At 63.4% G+C, this 16,940-nt stretch carries 13 protein-coding genes; 12 read left to right on the top strand and 1 reads right to left on the bottom strand.

Annotated elements, in window-relative coordinates; translation table 11 throughout:
• The first annotated feature begins 72 nt into the window (after positions 1-72).
• The 3 genes from CFB40_RS04405 to CFB40_RS04415 are packed head-to-tail and all read left to right on the top strand — an operon-like array spanning position 73 to position 3,314.
• On the top strand, positions 73-1,104 hold the full coding sequence (locus CFB40_RS04405) for an aspartate carbamoyltransferase catalytic subunit (protein WP_006476735.1): 1,032 nt from the start codon (positions 73-75) through the stop codon (positions 1,102-1,104).
• Between the two features lie 52 nt (positions 1,105-1,156).
• Complete coding sequence (locus tag CFB40_RS04410) at positions 1,157-2,437, top strand: dihydroorotase (RefSeq protein WP_089424659.1); 1,281 nt, start codon at positions 1,157-1,159, stop codon at positions 2,435-2,437.
• Positions 2,438-2,456: 19 nt separating this feature from the next.
• Entirely contained in the window at positions 2,457-3,314 is an 858-nt protein-coding gene (locus CFB40_RS04415; protein ID WP_089430700.1) for a lysophospholipid acyltransferase family protein, read from the top strand.
• A 32-nt stretch (positions 3,315-3,346) separates the two neighbouring features.
• Here CFB40_RS04415 and CFB40_RS04420 read toward each other — a convergent pair whose 3' ends face one another.
• Positions 3,347-4,186, bottom strand: a complete 840-nt coding sequence (locus CFB40_RS04420) for a symmetrical bis(5'-nucleosyl)-tetraphosphatase (RefSeq protein WP_089424661.1) — start codon at positions 4,184-4,186, stop codon at positions 3,347-3,349.
• Positions 4,187-4,528: 342 nt separating this feature from the next.
• On the opposite strand from CFB40_RS04420, the gene rfbB reads away from it, so the two are divergent.
• The 9 genes from rfbB (at position 4,529) to CFB40_RS04465 (ending at position 16,934) form a co-directional block, all read left to right on the top strand.
• Positions 4,529-5,590, top strand: a complete 1,062-nt coding sequence (rfbB, locus tag CFB40_RS04425) for a dTDP-glucose 4,6-dehydratase (RefSeq protein WP_089424662.1) — start codon at positions 4,529-4,531, stop codon at positions 5,588-5,590.
• Between the two features lie 11 nt (positions 5,591-5,601).
• Positions 5,602-6,495: a glucose-1-phosphate thymidylyltransferase RfbA gene (gene rfbA, locus CFB40_RS04430; protein ID WP_089424663.1), complete on the top strand. Its 894-nt coding sequence runs from the start codon at positions 5,602-5,604 to the stop codon at positions 6,493-6,495.
• A complete protein-coding gene (gene rfbC / locus CFB40_RS04435) occupies positions 6,480-7,031 on the top strand; it encodes a dTDP-4-dehydrorhamnose 3,5-epimerase (protein WP_089424664.1) in 552 nt (183 codons plus the stop codon). Before rfbA ends, rfbC begins: the two co-directional genes overlap by 16 nt.
• Positions 7,024-7,923 carry a dTDP-4-dehydrorhamnose reductase gene (rfbD, locus tag CFB40_RS04440; RefSeq protein WP_089430701.1) on the top strand — a complete coding sequence of 300 codons (900 nt, stop codon included), beginning with the start codon at positions 7,024-7,026 and terminating at the stop codon, positions 7,921-7,923. Before rfbC ends, rfbD begins: the two co-directional genes overlap by 8 nt.
• A gap of 402 nt (positions 7,924-8,325) precedes the next feature.
• Positions 8,326-9,774, top strand: a complete 1,449-nt coding sequence (locus CFB40_RS04445; protein WP_089424666.1) for a mannose-1-phosphate guanylyltransferase/mannose-6-phosphate isomerase — start codon at positions 8,326-8,328, stop codon at positions 9,772-9,774.
• Positions 9,774-10,568, top strand: coding sequence for an ABC transporter permease (locus CFB40_RS04450; RefSeq protein WP_089424667.1), 795 nt, complete (start codon positions 9,774-9,776; stop codon positions 10,566-10,568). Before CFB40_RS04445 ends, CFB40_RS04450 begins: the two co-directional genes overlap by 1 nt.
• The gene (locus CFB40_RS04455) at positions 10,568-11,788 is read left to right on the top strand and encodes an ABC transporter ATP-binding protein (protein WP_089430702.1); all 1,221 of its coding nucleotides are present in this window, start codon (positions 10,568-10,570) and stop codon (positions 11,786-11,788) included. The genes CFB40_RS04450 and CFB40_RS04455 overlap by 1 nt, the downstream gene beginning before the upstream one ends.
• Complete coding sequence (locus tag CFB40_RS04460; protein WP_254600199.1) at positions 11,755-13,224, top strand: methyltransferase domain-containing protein; 1,470 nt, start codon at positions 11,755-11,757, stop codon at positions 13,222-13,224. Before CFB40_RS04455 ends, CFB40_RS04460 begins: the two co-directional genes overlap by 34 nt.
• Entirely contained in the window at positions 13,224-16,934 is a 3,711-nt protein-coding gene (locus CFB40_RS04465; protein ID WP_089430703.1) for a glycosyltransferase, read from the top strand. The genes CFB40_RS04460 and CFB40_RS04465 overlap by 1 nt, the downstream gene beginning before the upstream one ends.
• Positions 16,935-16,940: the final 6 nt, after the last annotated feature.

Below are 16,940 nucleotides of genomic sequence, written 5' to 3' on the forward strand. Positions count from 1 at the left end.
CGACACGCGAACCGTATCCCGGGCCGCTGGTTTGCACCGCGGCCCGTTTGCATAGTTGGAATCACGCACACCATGACCACCGACACCACTGGCCGCACCGGCAATCCTGCTGCGGCCGCGAGCCCCGACCGGTTCCGCTACGGCTTCCTGAAGGGCAACCCGCAGCTCACGAAAAACGGCGAGCTGAAGCACCTGCTGTCGATCGAGGGCCTGCCGCGCTCGATCGTCAACCACATCCTCGATACGGCCGAGCAGTTCGTCAGCGTGACGGACCGTGAAGTGAAGAAGGTGCCGCTGCTGCGCGGCAAGTCCGTGTTCAACCTGTTCTTCGAGAACTCGACGCGCACGCGCACGACCTTCGAGATCGCCGCGACGCGCCTGTCGGCCGACGTGCTGAACCTGAACATCAATGCGTCGTCGACGAGCAAGGGCGAATCGCTGCTCGACACGATCAACAACCTGTCGGCGATGCATGCCGACCTGTTCGTCGTGCGCCATGCGTCGAGCGGTGCACCGTACCTGATCGCCGAGCACTGCGCACCGCACGTGCACGTGATCAACGCCGGCGACGGCCGCCATGCGCACCCGACGCAGGGCCTGCTCGACATGTACACGATCCGTCACTACAAGCGCGACTTCACGAAGCTGCGCGTGGCGATCGTCGGCGACATCCTGCATTCGCGCGTCGCGCGCTCCGACATCCACGCGCTCACCACGCTCGGCGTGCCGGAAGTGCGCGCGATCGGCCCGCGCACGCTGCTGCCGGGCGGGCTCGAACAGATGGGCGTGAAGGTGTTCCACAACCTCGACGAAGGGCTGAAGGGCGTCGACGTGATCATCATGCTGCGCCTGCAGAACGAGCGGATGAGCGGCGCGCTGCTGCCGTCCGCGCAGGAATACTTCAAGACCTGGGGCCTGACGCCCGAGCGCCTCGCGCTCGCCGCGCCCGACGCGATCGTGATGCACCCCGGCCCGATGAACCGCGGCGTCGAGATCGATTCGCAGGTCGCCGATGGCCCGCAGTCGGTGATCCTCAACCAGGTCACGTTCGGCATCGCCGTGCGGATGGCGGTGATGGGCATCGTCGCCGGCAATAGCGACTGAGCCCGCTTTCGCGCCTCCTTATTCACGCAATCAACGCATTCACAGACAGCGCATGAAGATTCATATCAAAGGCGGCACGCTGATCGACCCGGTCGCCGGCACCGAGCAGCAGGCCGACGTATTCGTCGCGGACGGCAAGATCGCCGCGCTCGGCACGGCGGCGCCGGCCGGTTTCAACGCGGACAACACGATCGACGCGGCGGGCCTGATCGTCGCGCCCGGCCTCGTCGACCTGTGCGCGCGGCTGCGCGAGCCCGGCTACGAGCACAAGGCGACGCTCGCGTCCGAGATGGCCGCGGCCGTCGCGGGGGGCGTCACGACCCTCGTGTGCCCGCCGGATACCGACCCCGTGCTCGACGAGCCGGGCCTCGTCGAGATGCTCAAGTTCCGCGCGCGCAACCTGCACCAGGCGAACGTGCATCCGCTCGGCGCGCTGACGGTCGGCCTCAAGGGTGAGGTGATCACCGAGATGGTCGCGCTGACCGAGTCCGGCTGCGTCGGCTTCACGCACGCCAACGTGCCGGTGCGCGACACGCAGGTGCTGCTGCGTGCGCTGCAGTACGCGAGCACCTACGGCTACACCACGTGGCTGCGCCCGCAAGACGCCTTCATCGGCCGCGGTGGTGTCGCCGCGAGCGGTGCGCTGGCGTCGCGGCTCGGGCTGTCCGGCGTGCCGGTCGCGGCCGAGACGATCGCGCTGCACACGATCTTCGAACTGATGCGCGTGACGGGCGCACGCGTGCACCTCGCGCGGCTGTCGTCGGCGGCCGGCCTCGCGCTCGTGCGCGAGGCGAAGGCCGAGGGGCTGCCCGTGACCTGCGACGTCGGCGTGAATCACCTGCACCTGATCGACGTCGACATCGGCTACTTCGATTCGCAGTTCCGGCTCGATCCACCGCTGCGCAGCGAGCGCGATCGCGAAGCGATTCGCGTGGCGCTCGCCGACGGCACGATCGATGCGATCTGCTCCGACCATACGCCGGTCGACGACGACGAGAAGCTGCTGCCGTTCGGCGAAGCGACGCCGGGCGCGACCGGGCTCGAGCTGCTGCTGTCGCTGACGCTGAAGTGGGCCGACGAGACGCGTACGCCGCTCGCGCAGGCGCTGCGCCGCATCACGTCCGCACCGGCCGACGTGCTGAAGCTGCCGGCCGGCCGCCTCACCGAAGGCGGCGCGGCCGACCTGTGCGTGTTCGACCCGCGCGCGCACTGGCGCGTCGAGCCGCGTGCGCTGAAGAGCCAGGGCCACAACTCGCCGTTCCTCGGCTACGAACTGCCGGCCACCGTGCGCGCGACGCTCGTGGCCGGGCAGGTCGCGTTCGAGCGCCACTGAACCACGCCGGACTATCGCCATGATTGCCATTCGCAAGCTGCGTCTCGTCTTTCACCTGTTGCGCGGCATGGCGATCGTCGCGCTGCGTTTTTCGCACGTCACGCCCGCGCGCCGCGCCGAGCTGATACGCCGCTGGTCGCTCAAGCTGCTGCGGATCTGCGGGATGCGCCTCGTCGTCCATAACGACAGCGCGCGGCTCGACGCGAGCGCGCTCGTGGTCGGCAATCACGTGTCGTGGCTCGATATCTACACGGTCAACGCGTGGCGGCCGACGCCGTTCGTGTCGAAGGCCGAGGTGCGGCAGTGGCCGGTGGTCGGCTGGCTCGCCGAGAAGCTCGACACCGTGTTCCTGCAGCGCGAGAAGCGCACCGAGGCGATGCGCGTCATGCACGAGATGGCCGAGCGCCTGCGCAACGGCGGGCTGATGTGCGTGTTTCCGGAAGGGACGACGACCGACGGGCAGGAGTTGCTGCCGTTCCACGCGAACCTGTTCCAGGCCGCGGTATCGGCCGGCTGCGCGGTGCAGCCGATCTGCCTGATGTACGAGGACGTGCACGGGCGGCAGTCTGTCGCACCGGCCTACACGGGCGAACTGGCGCTTGGCACGTCGCTCGACATGGTGCTGCGCGGCGGCCCGCTCGTCGCGCACCTTTACGTGTGTGAACCGATCGCGCCGGGGGGCGACCGGCGGGCGACGTCCGCGGCGGCGCGCGATGCGATCGGGGCTGCGCTCGTGAAGCTGCAGGCGAACGTCGGCAAACCGACGGCCGAGTCGCTCGCGGAGCTGGCCAAACATGCCTATCCTGCGACCGAGGTTGGCGCCGGCGCGGCAGGGCATGAGGCGGCCGACGCACCGGTGCCGGGGCGCGAGGGTTGACGCGCTTCCCGGTCCCGCGAATCAGTCCGTAATCACTCGCCGCCCGACGCGCGGCACGCTTCGCACTGCACCTGCGTGACCGTGCGCTGCGCCGGATCGGCCGTCAGCCGGACGGCCGACAGCTGGTTACCCCACACGCACCCCGAATCGAGCGCGACGACGTTCTCGCGCACCATCAGGCCGAGCGCGGCCCAGTGGCCGAACACGACCGTCACGTCTTCCGTGCGGCGCCCCGGTACGTCGAACCACGGCAGGTAGCCGGGCGGCGCGCTGTCGGGGCCGCCGTTCGCCTTGAATTCCATCGCACCGTCGGGCGTGCAGAAGCGCACGCGCGTGAACGCGTTGAACGCGACGCGCATCCGGTCGCGTTTTTTCAGGTTCGGACTCCACTGGTTCGGCTCGTTGCCGTACAGCTTCTGCAGCGTGTCGCGCCAGTCGGGCGCGCGCAGCGCGCGCTGGAGTTCGTCGGCGAGCTCGAGCACGAGCGTGGCATCCCACTGTGGCAGCACGCCCGCATGCACGAGCAGCATCCCGTTCTCCGCATGCACGAACGGGCGGTGGCGGACCCAGTCGAGCAGCGCGTCGGCGTCGGGCGCGTCGAGGATCTCGCCGATGGTGTCGCCCGGGCGCTCGGTGCGCAGGCCGGCGGAGACCGCGAGCAGGTGCAGGTCGTGATTGCCGAGCACGACGGTCGCGCGCGGGCCGAGATCGACGAGTGCGCGCAGCGAGGCGAGGGAGTTCGGTCCGCGGTTGACGACGTCGCCGGCGATCCACAGCGGCGTGTCGGCGGGGGCTGAAAGCTTTTCGAGCAAAGACTGGAAAGCGGAATGACAGCCTTGGATGTCGCCGATGGCGATGGGGGGGTGGGTCATGAGAGGCAAGTTGTTACAAATCTTGGCGCGAGACGGAAAAAGGGATGGTTGCCGGAATGTGGCCCGGGCGTGTTTGTGGGATTTTAACGTATTGATTTGAATCGAAAATCTTAAGATTTTGCGGGTCTGGCACACTGTATCAAGTTGTTAGCGACGTGGCCTTTGGGCCGTGTCGCTTCTTATAATCGACCGCTTCGCAACAAAATTAGCATTTCATGACTTTGACGGTTACGGTCAGCAGTTAGAATGCCCGCCTTAGGGGCGCGCACGGTGACGTTGCCGCGTTCAGAATTCGTGGCGGCTCGGGCTTGAGGCCCGCCATGTATGACTAGAGGGGGCCTCATGATCCTGGTGACGGGCGGCGCGGGTTTTATCGGTGCCAATTTCGTAATCGACTGGCTGCGTCAATCCGACGAGGCCGTACTCAATGTCGATAAACTGACCTACGCAGGCAACCTTCGTACGCTTCAATCGCTGAACGGAAGCTCGAAGCACGTATTTGCCCGCGTCGACATCTGCGACCGTGCGGCGCTCGACGCGCTGCTTGCCGCGCATCGGCCGCGCGCGATTCTGCATTTCGCGGCGGAAAGCCATGTCGATCGCTCCATTCATGGTCCGGCCGAGTTCGTTCAGACCAACGTGGTCGGTACGTTTACGCTGCTCGAGGCCGCGCGTCATTACTGGAGCGCGTTGCCCGATGCGGAACGAGCGGCCTTCCGTTTCCTGCACGTGTCGACCGACGAAGTGTTCGGTTCGCTGTCCGCCACCGACCCGCAGTTCTCCGAAACGACACCCTATGCGCCCAACAGCCCGTACTCGGCGACGAAAGCGGGCTCCGATCACCTGGTGCGTGCCTATCATCATACGTACGGCCTGCCGACGCTCACGACGAATTGCTCGAACAACTATGGTCCGTATCAGTTCCCCGAAAAGCTCATTCCGCTGATGATCGCGAATGCACTCGCCGGGAAGCCGTTGCCCGTCTACGGCGATGGCCAGAACGTGCGCGACTGGTTGTACGTCGGCGATCACTGCAGCGCGATTCGCGAAGTGCTCGCGCGCGGCACACCCGGCGAGACCTACAACGTCGGCGGCTGGAACGAAATGACGAACCTCGACGTCGTGCATACGCTGTGTGATCTGCTCGACAACGCGCGACCCATGGCGCAAGGCTCGTATCGCGACCAGATCACGTACGTGAAGGATCGCCCGGGGCACGATCGCCGTTATGCGATCGACGCGCGCAAGCTGGAGCGTGAGCTGGGCTGGAAGCCGGCCGAGACGTTCGCGACCGGCCTCGCGAAGACCGTCGCCTGGTATCTCGAAAACCAGGCGTGGTCTGACGAGGTGGCTTCGGGCGAATACCGCAAGTGGGTCGAGACCAACTACGCAGAGCGCGTTTGACAGGAGTGGCGATGGCACGCAAGGGCATCATTCTCGCCGGCGGTTCAGGCACACGGCTGTATCCGATTACACACGCGGTATCGAAGCAGTTGCTGCCGGTGTACGACAAGCCGATGATCTACTACCCGCTGTCGACGCTGATGATCGCGGGCATTCGGGACGTGCTGATCATCTCGACACCGCAGGACACGCCGCGCTTCGAGTCGATGCTCGGTGATGGCAGCCAGTGGGGGATGAATATCGCGTATGCGACGCAGCCGTCGCCGGACGGACTTGCGCAGGCGTTCGTCATCGGCCGGACCTTTGTCGGCAACGATCCTTCGGCGCTCATTCTCGGCGACAACATTTTCTATGGGCACGATCTCGCGAAGCAGCTCGAGCGCGCGAACGAGCGCGATGCAGGCGCGACCGTGTTCGCCTATCACGTGCACGACCCCGAGCGTTACGGCGTGGTGGAGTTCGATCGGAACTTCCGCGCGCTGTCGATCGAGGAGAAGCCCGCGCAGCCGCGTTCGCAGTATGCGGTTACCGGGCTGTACTTCTATGACAACCGCGTGTGCGACATCGCGGCAGACATCAAGCCGTCGGCGCGCGGCGAACTGGAAATCACCGACGTCAATTCACGGTATCTCGCGGACGGTGCATTGAATGTCGAGATCATGGGGCGCGGCTATGCGTGGCTCGATACAGGCACGCACGATTCGCTGATCGAGGCGGCGACGTTCATCGCGACGCTGCAGAAGCGTCAAGGGCTCGTGGTCGCGTGTCCCGAGGAGATCGCGTACCGCCGCAACTGGATCGACGCGGAGCAGGTGCTGAAGCTGGCACAGCCGCTCGCGAAGAACGCCTACGGACAGTATCTCCGGAACCTACTCACTCACCAGGTCGCATGGCAATCCACGTAACGACAACGGCACTGCCCGAAGTCAAGCTCATCGAGCCGAAGGTCTTCGGCGACACGCGCGGTTATTTCTACGAAAGCTTCAACGGGCGCGAGTTCGCGCAAGGCGTCGGGGCCGACGTCGAATTCGTCCAGGACAACCATTCGCGATCGACGAAGGGCGTGCTGCGCGGGCTGCATTACCAGATCGAACATGCGCAGGGCAAGCTCGTGCGCGTGATCGAAGGCGAGGTATTCGATGTGGCGGTGGACATTCGCCGCAGCTCGCCGAATTTCGGGAAGTGGGTCGGCATGGTTCTGTCGGCGGACAACCATCGTCAGCTTTGGGTGCCGCCCGGTTTCGCGCACGGTTTCGTCGTGTTGTCGGCGGCCGCGCAATTCCTTTACAAGACCACCGATTACTGGTTTCCCGAGCACGAGCGCAGCATCATCTGGAACGACCCGGAGATTGGAATCGCTTGGCCGATCGACGGCGAGCCGGTCCTGGCATCGAAGGACGCGGCCGGCAAGCGTTTGAGCGAATCCGACGTCTATGCGTAAAGGCGACACGAACGCCTCACCGACGATCCTCGTGACGGGCGTGAACGGGCAGGTTGGCTTCGAGCTGTTGCGGACGCTGCAGGGGCTCGGGCGTGTGGTGCCGTGTGACAGGTCGACACTCGATCTGTCCGATCTCGAGCGCGTGCGCACGTTCGTGCGGGACGTGAAGCCGTCCCTGATCGTCAACCCTGCCGCGTATACCGCGGTGGATCAGGCAGAGACCGACGTCGATGCTGCACGCCGCCTGAATGCCGACCTGCCGCGTGTATTCGCGGAGGAGATGGCGCGCAGCGGCGGCGCGCTCATTCACTATTCGACCGACTACGTGTTCGACGGTACGAACACAGAGGCGTATACGGAAACCGATGCGACGAATCCCGCCAACGTTTATGGCGCGACCAAGCGTGACGGCGAACGGGCGATTGCGGCGACCGGGTGTGCGCATCTGATTCTGCGAACGAGCTGGGTGTACGGCCAGCGCGGCAGGAACTTCCTGCTGACGATGCTGAAGCTGGGTGCCGAGCGCCCCGAACTGCGGATTGTCGCGGACCAGGTCGGTGCACCGACGTGGTCGAAGACGATCGCCGCTGCGACGTCGCACATCGTCGCGCAGGGCACGGCATCGACCGGGACCGACTGGTGGGCGCGCCGCTCCGGCGTCTATCACCTGACCTCGGCCGGCGCGACGTCGTGGTGCGGTTTCGCCGAAGCCATCTTCGCGGTCGCCATGGCATCGCATGCACCGAAAATCGTGCCTATTGCGTCGAGCGACTATCCGACGCCGGCAAAACGGCCTGCGAATTCGAGACTGGCGATGGACAAGCTGGGCGCGACGTTCGGACTGCGGATGCCTGACTGGCGCGATGCGTTGGCGCTGTGTCTAGCCGAATGATCCTGTCCCGGAGCGGGCTGATCGTCTGGCGGGCGAAGCTCGGATGGCGGTCGCGGAGGCCGGCTCTCGGCCCGGAGGGCGTTGCCAGGCTTGACGCAGCGACCGTTCTGGTGCGTTCGGCGAGTTTTAAGTGACCGATTGGTAACGCCCGGGTACGTGACCCGGTGGTTTGGCTGCCGATCAGGATCGAGCAGGGGCACGACGGTCGCGCTGCGTGCGCGTTCGGGCCTTGTCTGGCGGCCGTCCCGGGTCAACCGCCGTTTTCGGTGGGAGTGGTGCCGGCTATAATTCCGTTCCGGCCGGGTCTCGCATGACCGGCTGGCAACCATGCCGGCCGGTGTATGGATGCAAGTGGCGAAGGCGTTGGCTTCGCCAGCGAATACTAAATGTGGAGTGAATGTGATGTTAATCCCCGTCATCCTGTCCGGTGGTGCCGGTACGCGACTTTGGCCCGTCTCTCGCGAAGGGCATCCCAAACCGTTCATGAAGCTCGCCGATGGCGAGAGTCTGCTGCTGAAAACCTACCGTCGCGCTGCCGCGGCGGTCGGCGGCGGTGACGACGCCCAGGGCGGAGAATTGCTGACGGTCACCAACCGCGACTACTACTTCATGAGCAAGGACGAGTTCGTGAGCGCGGCGCTCGGCGAACAGCGCCCCGGCGTGTTCATGCTCGAGCCGGCCGGTCGCAACACGGCGCCCGCCGTGGCAATGGCAGCGCATCATGTCGCTGAAAAATACGGGCGCGACGCGCTGATGCTGGTGCTCGCGGCCGATCACCTGGTGCAGGACCAGAAGGGTTTCGTGGCCGCTGTCGCGAGCGCAGCCGAACTGGCGAAGCAGGGCAGGCTGGTGACGTTCGGCATCGTGCCGACGAGCCCGGATACCGGCTTCGGCTATATCGAGGCAGGCGAGCCTGTCGGAGCCGGCCGAGCGGCGCTGCGCTTCGTCGAGAAGCCGGATGCAGCGAAGGCGGCCGAGTACCTGGCGGCGGGCAACTACCTGTGGAACTCGGGCATGTTCTGTTTCAAGGCCGGCGTCATTCTGGACGAGATGGCCCGCCATGCCCCGGACGTCGCCGCGGCCGCCGAAGCATGCTGGGCGGCGCTGCAGGAAGCCAACAAGACGTCGACGCAAATGCTCGAGATTCCCGCCGAATCGTTCGAGAAGATGCCCGACATCTCGATCGACTATGCAGTGATGGAGCGCTCGTCGAACGTGGCGGTGGTGCCCGCCAGCTTCGGTTGGAGCGACATCGGCTCGTGGGGCGCGGTGCGCGACCTGGTCGAGCCTGACCAGGACAGCAACCGGGCCGTCGGCGATGCGATCTTCGTCGATAGCCGCAACATGTACGTGCAGACGCAGGATCGCGTCGTGGCGTCGGTCGGCGTGGCCGACCTGATGATCATCGATACGCCGGACGCATTGCTGGTCGCCCATCCTGACCGCGCGCAGGATGTGAAGCAGGTGGTCGCCCGGCTGAAGAAACGTAATCACGACGCGTACAAGCTGCACCGCACCGTGAGCCGCCCGTGGGGTACCTACACGGTGCTGGAAGAGGGGCCGCGGTTCAAGATCAAGCGGATCGAAGTCAAGCCGGGTGCGAGCCTGAGCCTTCAGATGCACCACCATCGCAGCGAGCACTGGATCGTCGTGAGCGGGATGGCCAAGGTCGTCAACGGCGATCAGGAGATTTTCGTCCGGACCAACGAGTCCACCTATATTCCTGCGGGGCACAAGCACCGCCTCGAGAATCCGGGTGTGCTGGACCTGGTGATGATCGAGGTGCAGAGCGGCGAGTATCTGGGAGAGGACGATATCGTTCGTTTCCAAGATGTATACGGGCGGGCTTGATGCTGGGCATGCTGAGAGCCCTGTGGGCCTATCGCGGCTTCATTCTGGGAAGCGTCAAGCGGGAATTTCAGTCCAAGTACCGTAATTCCCTGCTGGGCGCAGCATGGACCGTCCTCAATCCGCTTGCGATGATCGTCGTTTATACGGTGATCTTCTCGCGTGTCATGCATGCCCGGTTGCCCGGCGTGGACAGCACCTTCGCGTACAGCGTTCACCTGTGCGCCGGCGTTCTGCCATGGGCCATGTTCGTGGAAGTCGTCAGCCGAGGGCAGACTGCTTTCATCGACAACGCCAACCTGCTGAAAAAGCTGAGCTTTCCGCGGCTGTGTCTGCCGGTGATCGTGGTCGCCAACGCGCTGGTCAGTTTCGTGATCGTCTTCGCGCTGTTCACTGCATTCCTGGTGATCACCGGGAATTTCCCCGGCATTTCGTATCTCGCGATTTTTCCGGTGCTGCTGGTGATGACGCTGTTCGCGATCGGCCTTGGCGTCACGCTGGGCGTGCTGAATGTATTTTTCCGTGATGTCGGGCAGTTCTTCGGAATCGTGCTGAATTTCTGGTTCTGGCTGACGCCGATCGTCTATTCGGTCAACATTCTGCCGGATAGCGTGAAGTCCGCGATGCGATTCAATCCGATGGCGCCGGTGATCCAGTCGTTCCAGGTCGTACTGGTGCAGCGCGTATGGCCGGACTGGCAGGCGCTCTGGCTGCCGGCCGTGTTGGGTATCGTCCTGTGTCTTTTTGGCCTGGGCCTGTTCCGCAAGCATGCGGGCGAAATGGTGGATGAACTCTGATGGGCACCATTACCGTTACCAATCTGGGCAAGGCCTACAAGCAGTACCCGACACGCTGGTCACGTCTCGTCGAGTGGATGGACCCGCGTCGCAAGGAGCATCACAAGCTGCACTGGGTGCTGCGCGACGTGAATTTTTCGGTGCGCGCCGGCGAGGCGATCGGCATCATCGGCATCAACGGCGCGGGCAAGAGCACGCTGCTGAAAATGATCGTCGGGACCACGCAGCCGACTGTTGGCAGCGTGTCGATGACCGGGCGCGTCGCTGCACTGCTGGAGCTCGGGATGGGGTTTCATCCGGACTTCACCGGGCGCCAGAACGTGATGATGGCCGGTCAGTTGCTGGGCTACAGCGTCGACGAACTGACCGCGATGATGCCCGAGATCGAAGCGTTTGCCGAAATCGGCGAATACATCGATCAGCCGGTGCGCGTGTACTCCAGCGGCATGCAGATGCGTCTCGCGTTCAGCGTCGCGACGGCTCGACGGCCCGACGTGTTGATCGTCGACGAAGCGCTATCGGTCGGCGATGCGTATTTTCAGCACAAGAGCTTCGACCGCATCCGCGAGTTCGGCAAGAAGGGCACGACGCTGTTGATCGTTGCGCACGACAAAGCCGCGATTCAGGCAATCTGCGACCGCGCGATCCTGCTGAATGCGGGGCGGCTGGAGATGGAGGGGCCGCCCGAAGCGGTCATGGACTACTACAACGCGATGCTGGCCGATCGTGAGAACAGTGAGGTCAGGCAGGAAAAGCTGGACAGTGGCGCGGTGCAGACCGTTTCCGGAACCGGCGAGGCACTGATCGACGAGGTTACGCTGCTCGATCGATCAGGCCAGCCCGTCGAGATCATCGGCGTCGCGCAGCCAGTCGCGTTGCGCGTCAAGGTCAAATGCGTCAAGGCGATTCCCGAATTGGTCGTCGGGTACATGATCAAGGACAGGCTCGGGCAAACGGTGTTCGGAACGAACACCTATCACCTGAAGCAGGTGCTGGTCGATCTTGCCGAAGGCCAGATAGTGGAATTGCTTTTCGAATTCGCGGCGAACATCGGCGTGGGCAGCTACTCGGTTGCCGTTGCACTGCATACGGGCGATGCGCATCTTGCAAATAACTACCAGTGGCGCGATCACGCGCTGGTGTTCAACGTCGTGAACATAAAGATGGATGATTTCGTCGGTGTGGCGTGGCTGCCGACGACGGTGAGGAGTTTGCCGTAGTGGACAGTTTTTATCGTGCGTTCGAGGACCGGCATCGCGGGTCGCGAGATCTGATCAAAAGCCGGCTGGCGAAGTACGCGGCGTTCTTTCAGCCGCTGGCGGCGTTGCACCCCGGCGCGATGACGTTCGATGTCGGGTGCGGTCGCGGCGAGTGGCTGGAACTGATGATCGAAGCCGGTTTTGTCGCGTCGGGTGTGGATCTCGACGACGAAATGCTTGAAGCGTGCCGTGAGCGAAATCTACCGGTATCGAAGGGCGACGCGATCGAGCATCTCGCGACGCTTGACTCGGACAGCCATGCGCTGATCTCGGCTTTTCACGTCGTCGAACACGTGAGCTTCGAGCAATTGAAGACGCTCGTGAGCGAAGCGCTGCGCGTGTTGAAGCCCGGTGGCCTGCTCATTCTCGAGACGCCCAATCCGGAAAACATCGCTGTGGCGACGTGCAACTTCTATATCGATCCGTCGCACCAGAAGCCGGTGCCTCCGATGCTGCTCTCGTTCGTTGCCGAACACGCTGGGTTCGATCGCGTCAAGGTCGTGCGTCTTCAGGAGCCCGAGGTATTGCGCGACGCGAAAACGAAGGTTCACCTCCTGAACATCCTCGGTAGCGTGAGTCCCGATTACGCGATCGTTGCGCAGAAGGCGGCCAGTTCGGCGCAAGGCGCGTTCGACGCGGCATTCGATGCCGATTACGGCCTGACGATCGATGTCCTTGCGGATCGCTACGAAACACGGCTGGCCTCGAATCTTTCTCATGTCGACGCGAGGGTGGAGCGTGCGGAGGAGGCGCTGCGGCTTTCCGCAGAGCGGTGGAGCGAGCTGGTCGACCGGCTGCAGACGGTGACCGAGCAGTTGAAGTTCGCAGAGGAGCGCTATCAGCGCGTCGAAGAGCGAAACCGGCTGGCTGACGAGCGACGCCAGCTTGTCGACGAGCGCAGCCAACTGGTCGAGGAGCGAAACCAACTGGTCGAGGAGCGAAACCAACTGGTGGACGGAGAGCGCCAGCATGTCGAGCGCCAGGTACTCGAATTGCAGGCACGCCTCGAACAGGCCGAGGCCATGATGCATCAGGCGAATGCGCAACTGCATGCGATGTATCACAGCACGTCGTGGAAAATCACCCGCCCGCTTCGGATCGTCGCGCTCGTGCTGAAGGGGCAAGGGAAGACGGTTTTCAAGGCCGGACTCAAGCGCGTCATTCAGCAGACTGCACGATTCGGCGACGAGCACCCTTCGTTCAGGCGGTTCGCCGTTTCCGTGCTCAACCGTTTTCCCGGTCTCAAGCAACGGCTGATTCCCGTTGTTTCCGGGACGGTGCGTCCCTATTCCGCACGACCCGACGTGCCGCCGGAGAGTCTGAGTCCGCGCGCGCAACAAATTCATGCTGCATTGGCATTTGCAGCGAAGAGCTACAGCAAGAAGGAGGGGGCGTAATGCGGATCGTCATCGATATGCAAGGTGCGCAGAGCACCGGTTCGCGCAATCGAGGCATCGGCCGTTACACCCAGGCGATTGCAAAAGGCCTGGTGCGCAATCGCGGAGAGCACGAGATCTTTCTGGCGCTGAGCGACCTGTTTCCCGAGACCATTGAGCCCATTCGCGAGGCGTTTTCACATGTGCTGCCGCTCGAGAACATTCGGGTCTGGCACGCCGCAGCCCCTGTTTCGCACGTTGAAAAATCGAACGATTGGCGGCGGCATGCGGCGGAACTGGGATTCGAGTCGTTCCTGTGTACATTGAAGCCGGATTTCATCTATGTCACGAGTTTGTTCGAGGGGCTTGGCGACGATGCGGTCACGAGCGTCCATCGACTGCAGCACGATATTCCGGTCGCGGTCACGCTTTACGACCTGATTCCGTATATCAACCCCGATCCGTACCTGAACAATCCGGTCATCAAGTCCTGGTATCTGGAGAAGGTCGACCATTTGCGCCGGGCTGATTTGTGGCTGGGTATTTCGGAGTCCTCGCGTCAAGAGGGCATCAAGTACCTGGGGCTGCCCGCAGACTGCTCGATCAACATCGGCACCGACGCAGACGATGCATTCCAGTCCATCGACGTTTCCCCGGAACGGGAAGCGACGTTGCGCAAGCAATACGGGCTGACGAAACCGTTTGTCCTGTACACCGGCGGCATCGATCACCGCAAGAACGTCGAAGGCCTGATTCGGGCCTATGCGCTTTTGCCTGAAGCGGTACGACGTGATCACCAATTGGCGATCGTGTGCTCGGTGCAGCCCGCGAATCGGCAGGAACTCGAGCGCTTGGCACAGCAGCATGGCCTGAGCCAGGGCGAGGTGGTGCTGACAGGCTTCGTGCCGGACGAGGATTTGCTGTATTTCTACAACCTGTGCACGCTGTTTGTGTTCCCGTCGTGGCACGAGGGTTTCGGTTTGCCCGCATTGGAGGCGATGCGCTGCGGGGCGCCCGTCATCGGCGCCAACACGTCCAGCTTGCCGGAAGTCATCGGTTGGGATGATGCATTGTTCGATCCGCATTCCGACGCGGCGATTGCCGACGCAATACGTCGCGGTCTGACCGATGCGCCGTTCCGCGAAGCATTGATTCGGCACGGGAAAGAGCAGTCGCGCCGCTTCTCGTGGGATGAAAGCGCACGCCGCACCATTGCAGCCATGGAGCAGTGGCATGTTCGGGGCAAGCAGCCCGCGCATCGACAGGAGTCGCGGCGCCCGAAGCTCGCCTATGTTTCTCCGCTGCCGCCTGCTCGCACCGGCATAGCGGACTACAGTGCCGAACTGCTGCCTGAGCTTGCGCATTTCTACGATATCGATGTCATCGTCGATCCGGATACCGCCGGGAATCCGCAGTTCGATGGCGTGATGGTAAGGTCTGCTCAGTGGTTCCTTGACCATGCCGGCTTGTATGACCGTGTGGTCTATCACTTCGGCAATTCGTCCTTCCATCGCTACATGTTTCCGCTTCTGGATGTCATTCCCGGAGTGGTGGTCCTGCATGACTTTTTCCTGTCGGGCATCGTTGCGGAAATGGACGGCCAGGGATGGCGGCCGGGTGGCCTGTCGCAGGCGTTGTATGAGGGCCACGGCTACGCCAGCCTGGCCGAGCGCCATCAAAAAGCGGATCCGGCGGATGTCGTCTGGAAGTATCCGTGCAGCCTGGAGGTGATTCAGAAGAGCCTGGGCCTGATCGTCCACTCCGGGAATTCGAAGCGCCAGGCCATGCGCTGGTATGGCGGCGACCTTGGCGACTGGGTCGAAATTCCCCACATGCGAGACAACGATGTCGACCTCGACCGGGCTGGCGCGCGCGCCGCACTCGGTATTGCGGAAAGCGACTATCTGGTCTGTGCGTTCGGATTGCTGGGGCCGATGAAGCTGAACCTGCAATTGCTGAAGGCATGGGCTGCATCGTGTCTGGCAAAGGACGCGACCTGTCATCTGGTGTTTGTCGGCGAGAACAATCCGGGGCAATACGGGCAGGACGTGTCGCGCCTGATCCGCGAGCTCGGTTCGACCGCCAACGTGCGGATCACGGGCTGGGCGGATATTTCGATTTTCCGCCAGTATCTCGCGGCTGCCGACGTCGGTGTGCAGTTGCGAACCCTGTCCAGAGGTGAAACGTCCGGCACTGTGCTGGATTGCATGAATTACGGCAAGGCCGTCATCGTCAACGCGAATGGCAGCATGGCCGACCTTGACGACGACGCCGTATGGAAACTGCCAGACGCATTTACCGAGCCGCAACTCGTCGAGGCGCTGGAAACCTTGCGCACCGATACCGAGTTGCGGACGAAACTGGGTCGTACCGCGCGGGAGCTCATCGTGAGCCGCCACGCTCCGGATCTGTGTGCGCAAGCGTATCGCGATGCAATCGAGCGCTTCCATGTTGCAGGGTTGGCGCATCCCGCGATACTGGCGCGCGCAGTCGTCGCAGAGGCCGGCACAGCCGAGGACAACCAGTTGCAGCAGGCCGCGGCGGCCATGGCCCGGAACGTCGTGCCGCGCAATGCGAAGCGGCAACTGCTGGTGGATATCTCCGAGCTCGCTCGACACGATGCGAAAAGTGGCATCCAGCGGGTGGTGAGGAGTCTTGTCAAGGAATGGCTGGAGCATCCCCCCGCCGGGTTCAGGGTGGAGCCGGTTTATGCGACGGCGGCGCAGTCGTATACTTATGCCCGCCGATTCACCGCCGAGCTGATGGGTTTCGAAGACGCGTGGCTGCATGACGCGCCTGTCGATTACGGGCCCGGCGACATCTTTCTCGGCCTGGACCTCGCGCCAGAGCTCGTGCCTGCGCAGCGGGCGTTCTACCAGAAGCTCCGGCACCAGGGCGTGCAGGTCAAGTTTGTCGTGTACGACCTGCTGTGTATTTTCCTGCCCCAATATTTCGGTCCCGGCGTTGCCGAGAATTTCGCCAAGTGGCTGGACGTCGTCGCGGAGAGCGACGGTGCGTTCTGCATTTCGGAGGCCGTCGCGGGCGATCTGGCTCGATGGATGGCGCAACATGCGCCGGAGCGCGCAGCCCGCTTCGCGATCGACTGGTTCCACCTGGGTGCGGATATTCAAAATTCCGTCGCATCGACGGGGCTTCCTGCCGATGCCGGGAACTTGCTGGCGACGCTGAAGAAATCACCGTCCTTCCTGATGGTCGGGACGCTGGAGCCTCGCAAGGGGCATGCGCAGATCCTGGATGCATTCGAACGGCTGTGGCAGGAAAATCGGCAGGTCAACCTTGTCCTGGTGGGCAAGCAAGGCTGGTTGGTAGGGGATCTGGTCCCGCGGCTGAAGAGGCATCCGGAACTCGGCCGGCGCCTGTTCTGGCTGGAGGGTATCAGCGACGAATATCTGGAAGCGCTTTACGCCGCATCGTCGTGCTTGATCGCCGGCTCATACGGAGAGGGCTTCGGCCTTCCGCTGATCGAGGCGGCTCAACACGGGATTTCCATCATTGCCCGGGATATCCCCGTGTTTCGGGAAGTCGCGGGAGATCACGCCTATTATTTCTCCAGTGAGACCGGGCAGGATCTGGCCGTTGAAATCAACGCCTGGCTGGAACTTGAAAGCAGGGGGCAGGCGCCTTCGTCCGAAGGCATGGCTTATTTGACCTGGGCCCAAAGTTCTCGCGACCTGGCGAAGCTTTTTACAAAAAGCGCATCACTTTCGTAAGGAAAG

Source organism: Burkholderia sp. AU31652, assembly GCF_002223155.1.
In the GTDB taxonomy this organism is placed as follows: Bacteria; Pseudomonadota; Gammaproteobacteria; order Burkholderiales; family Burkholderiaceae; genus Burkholderia.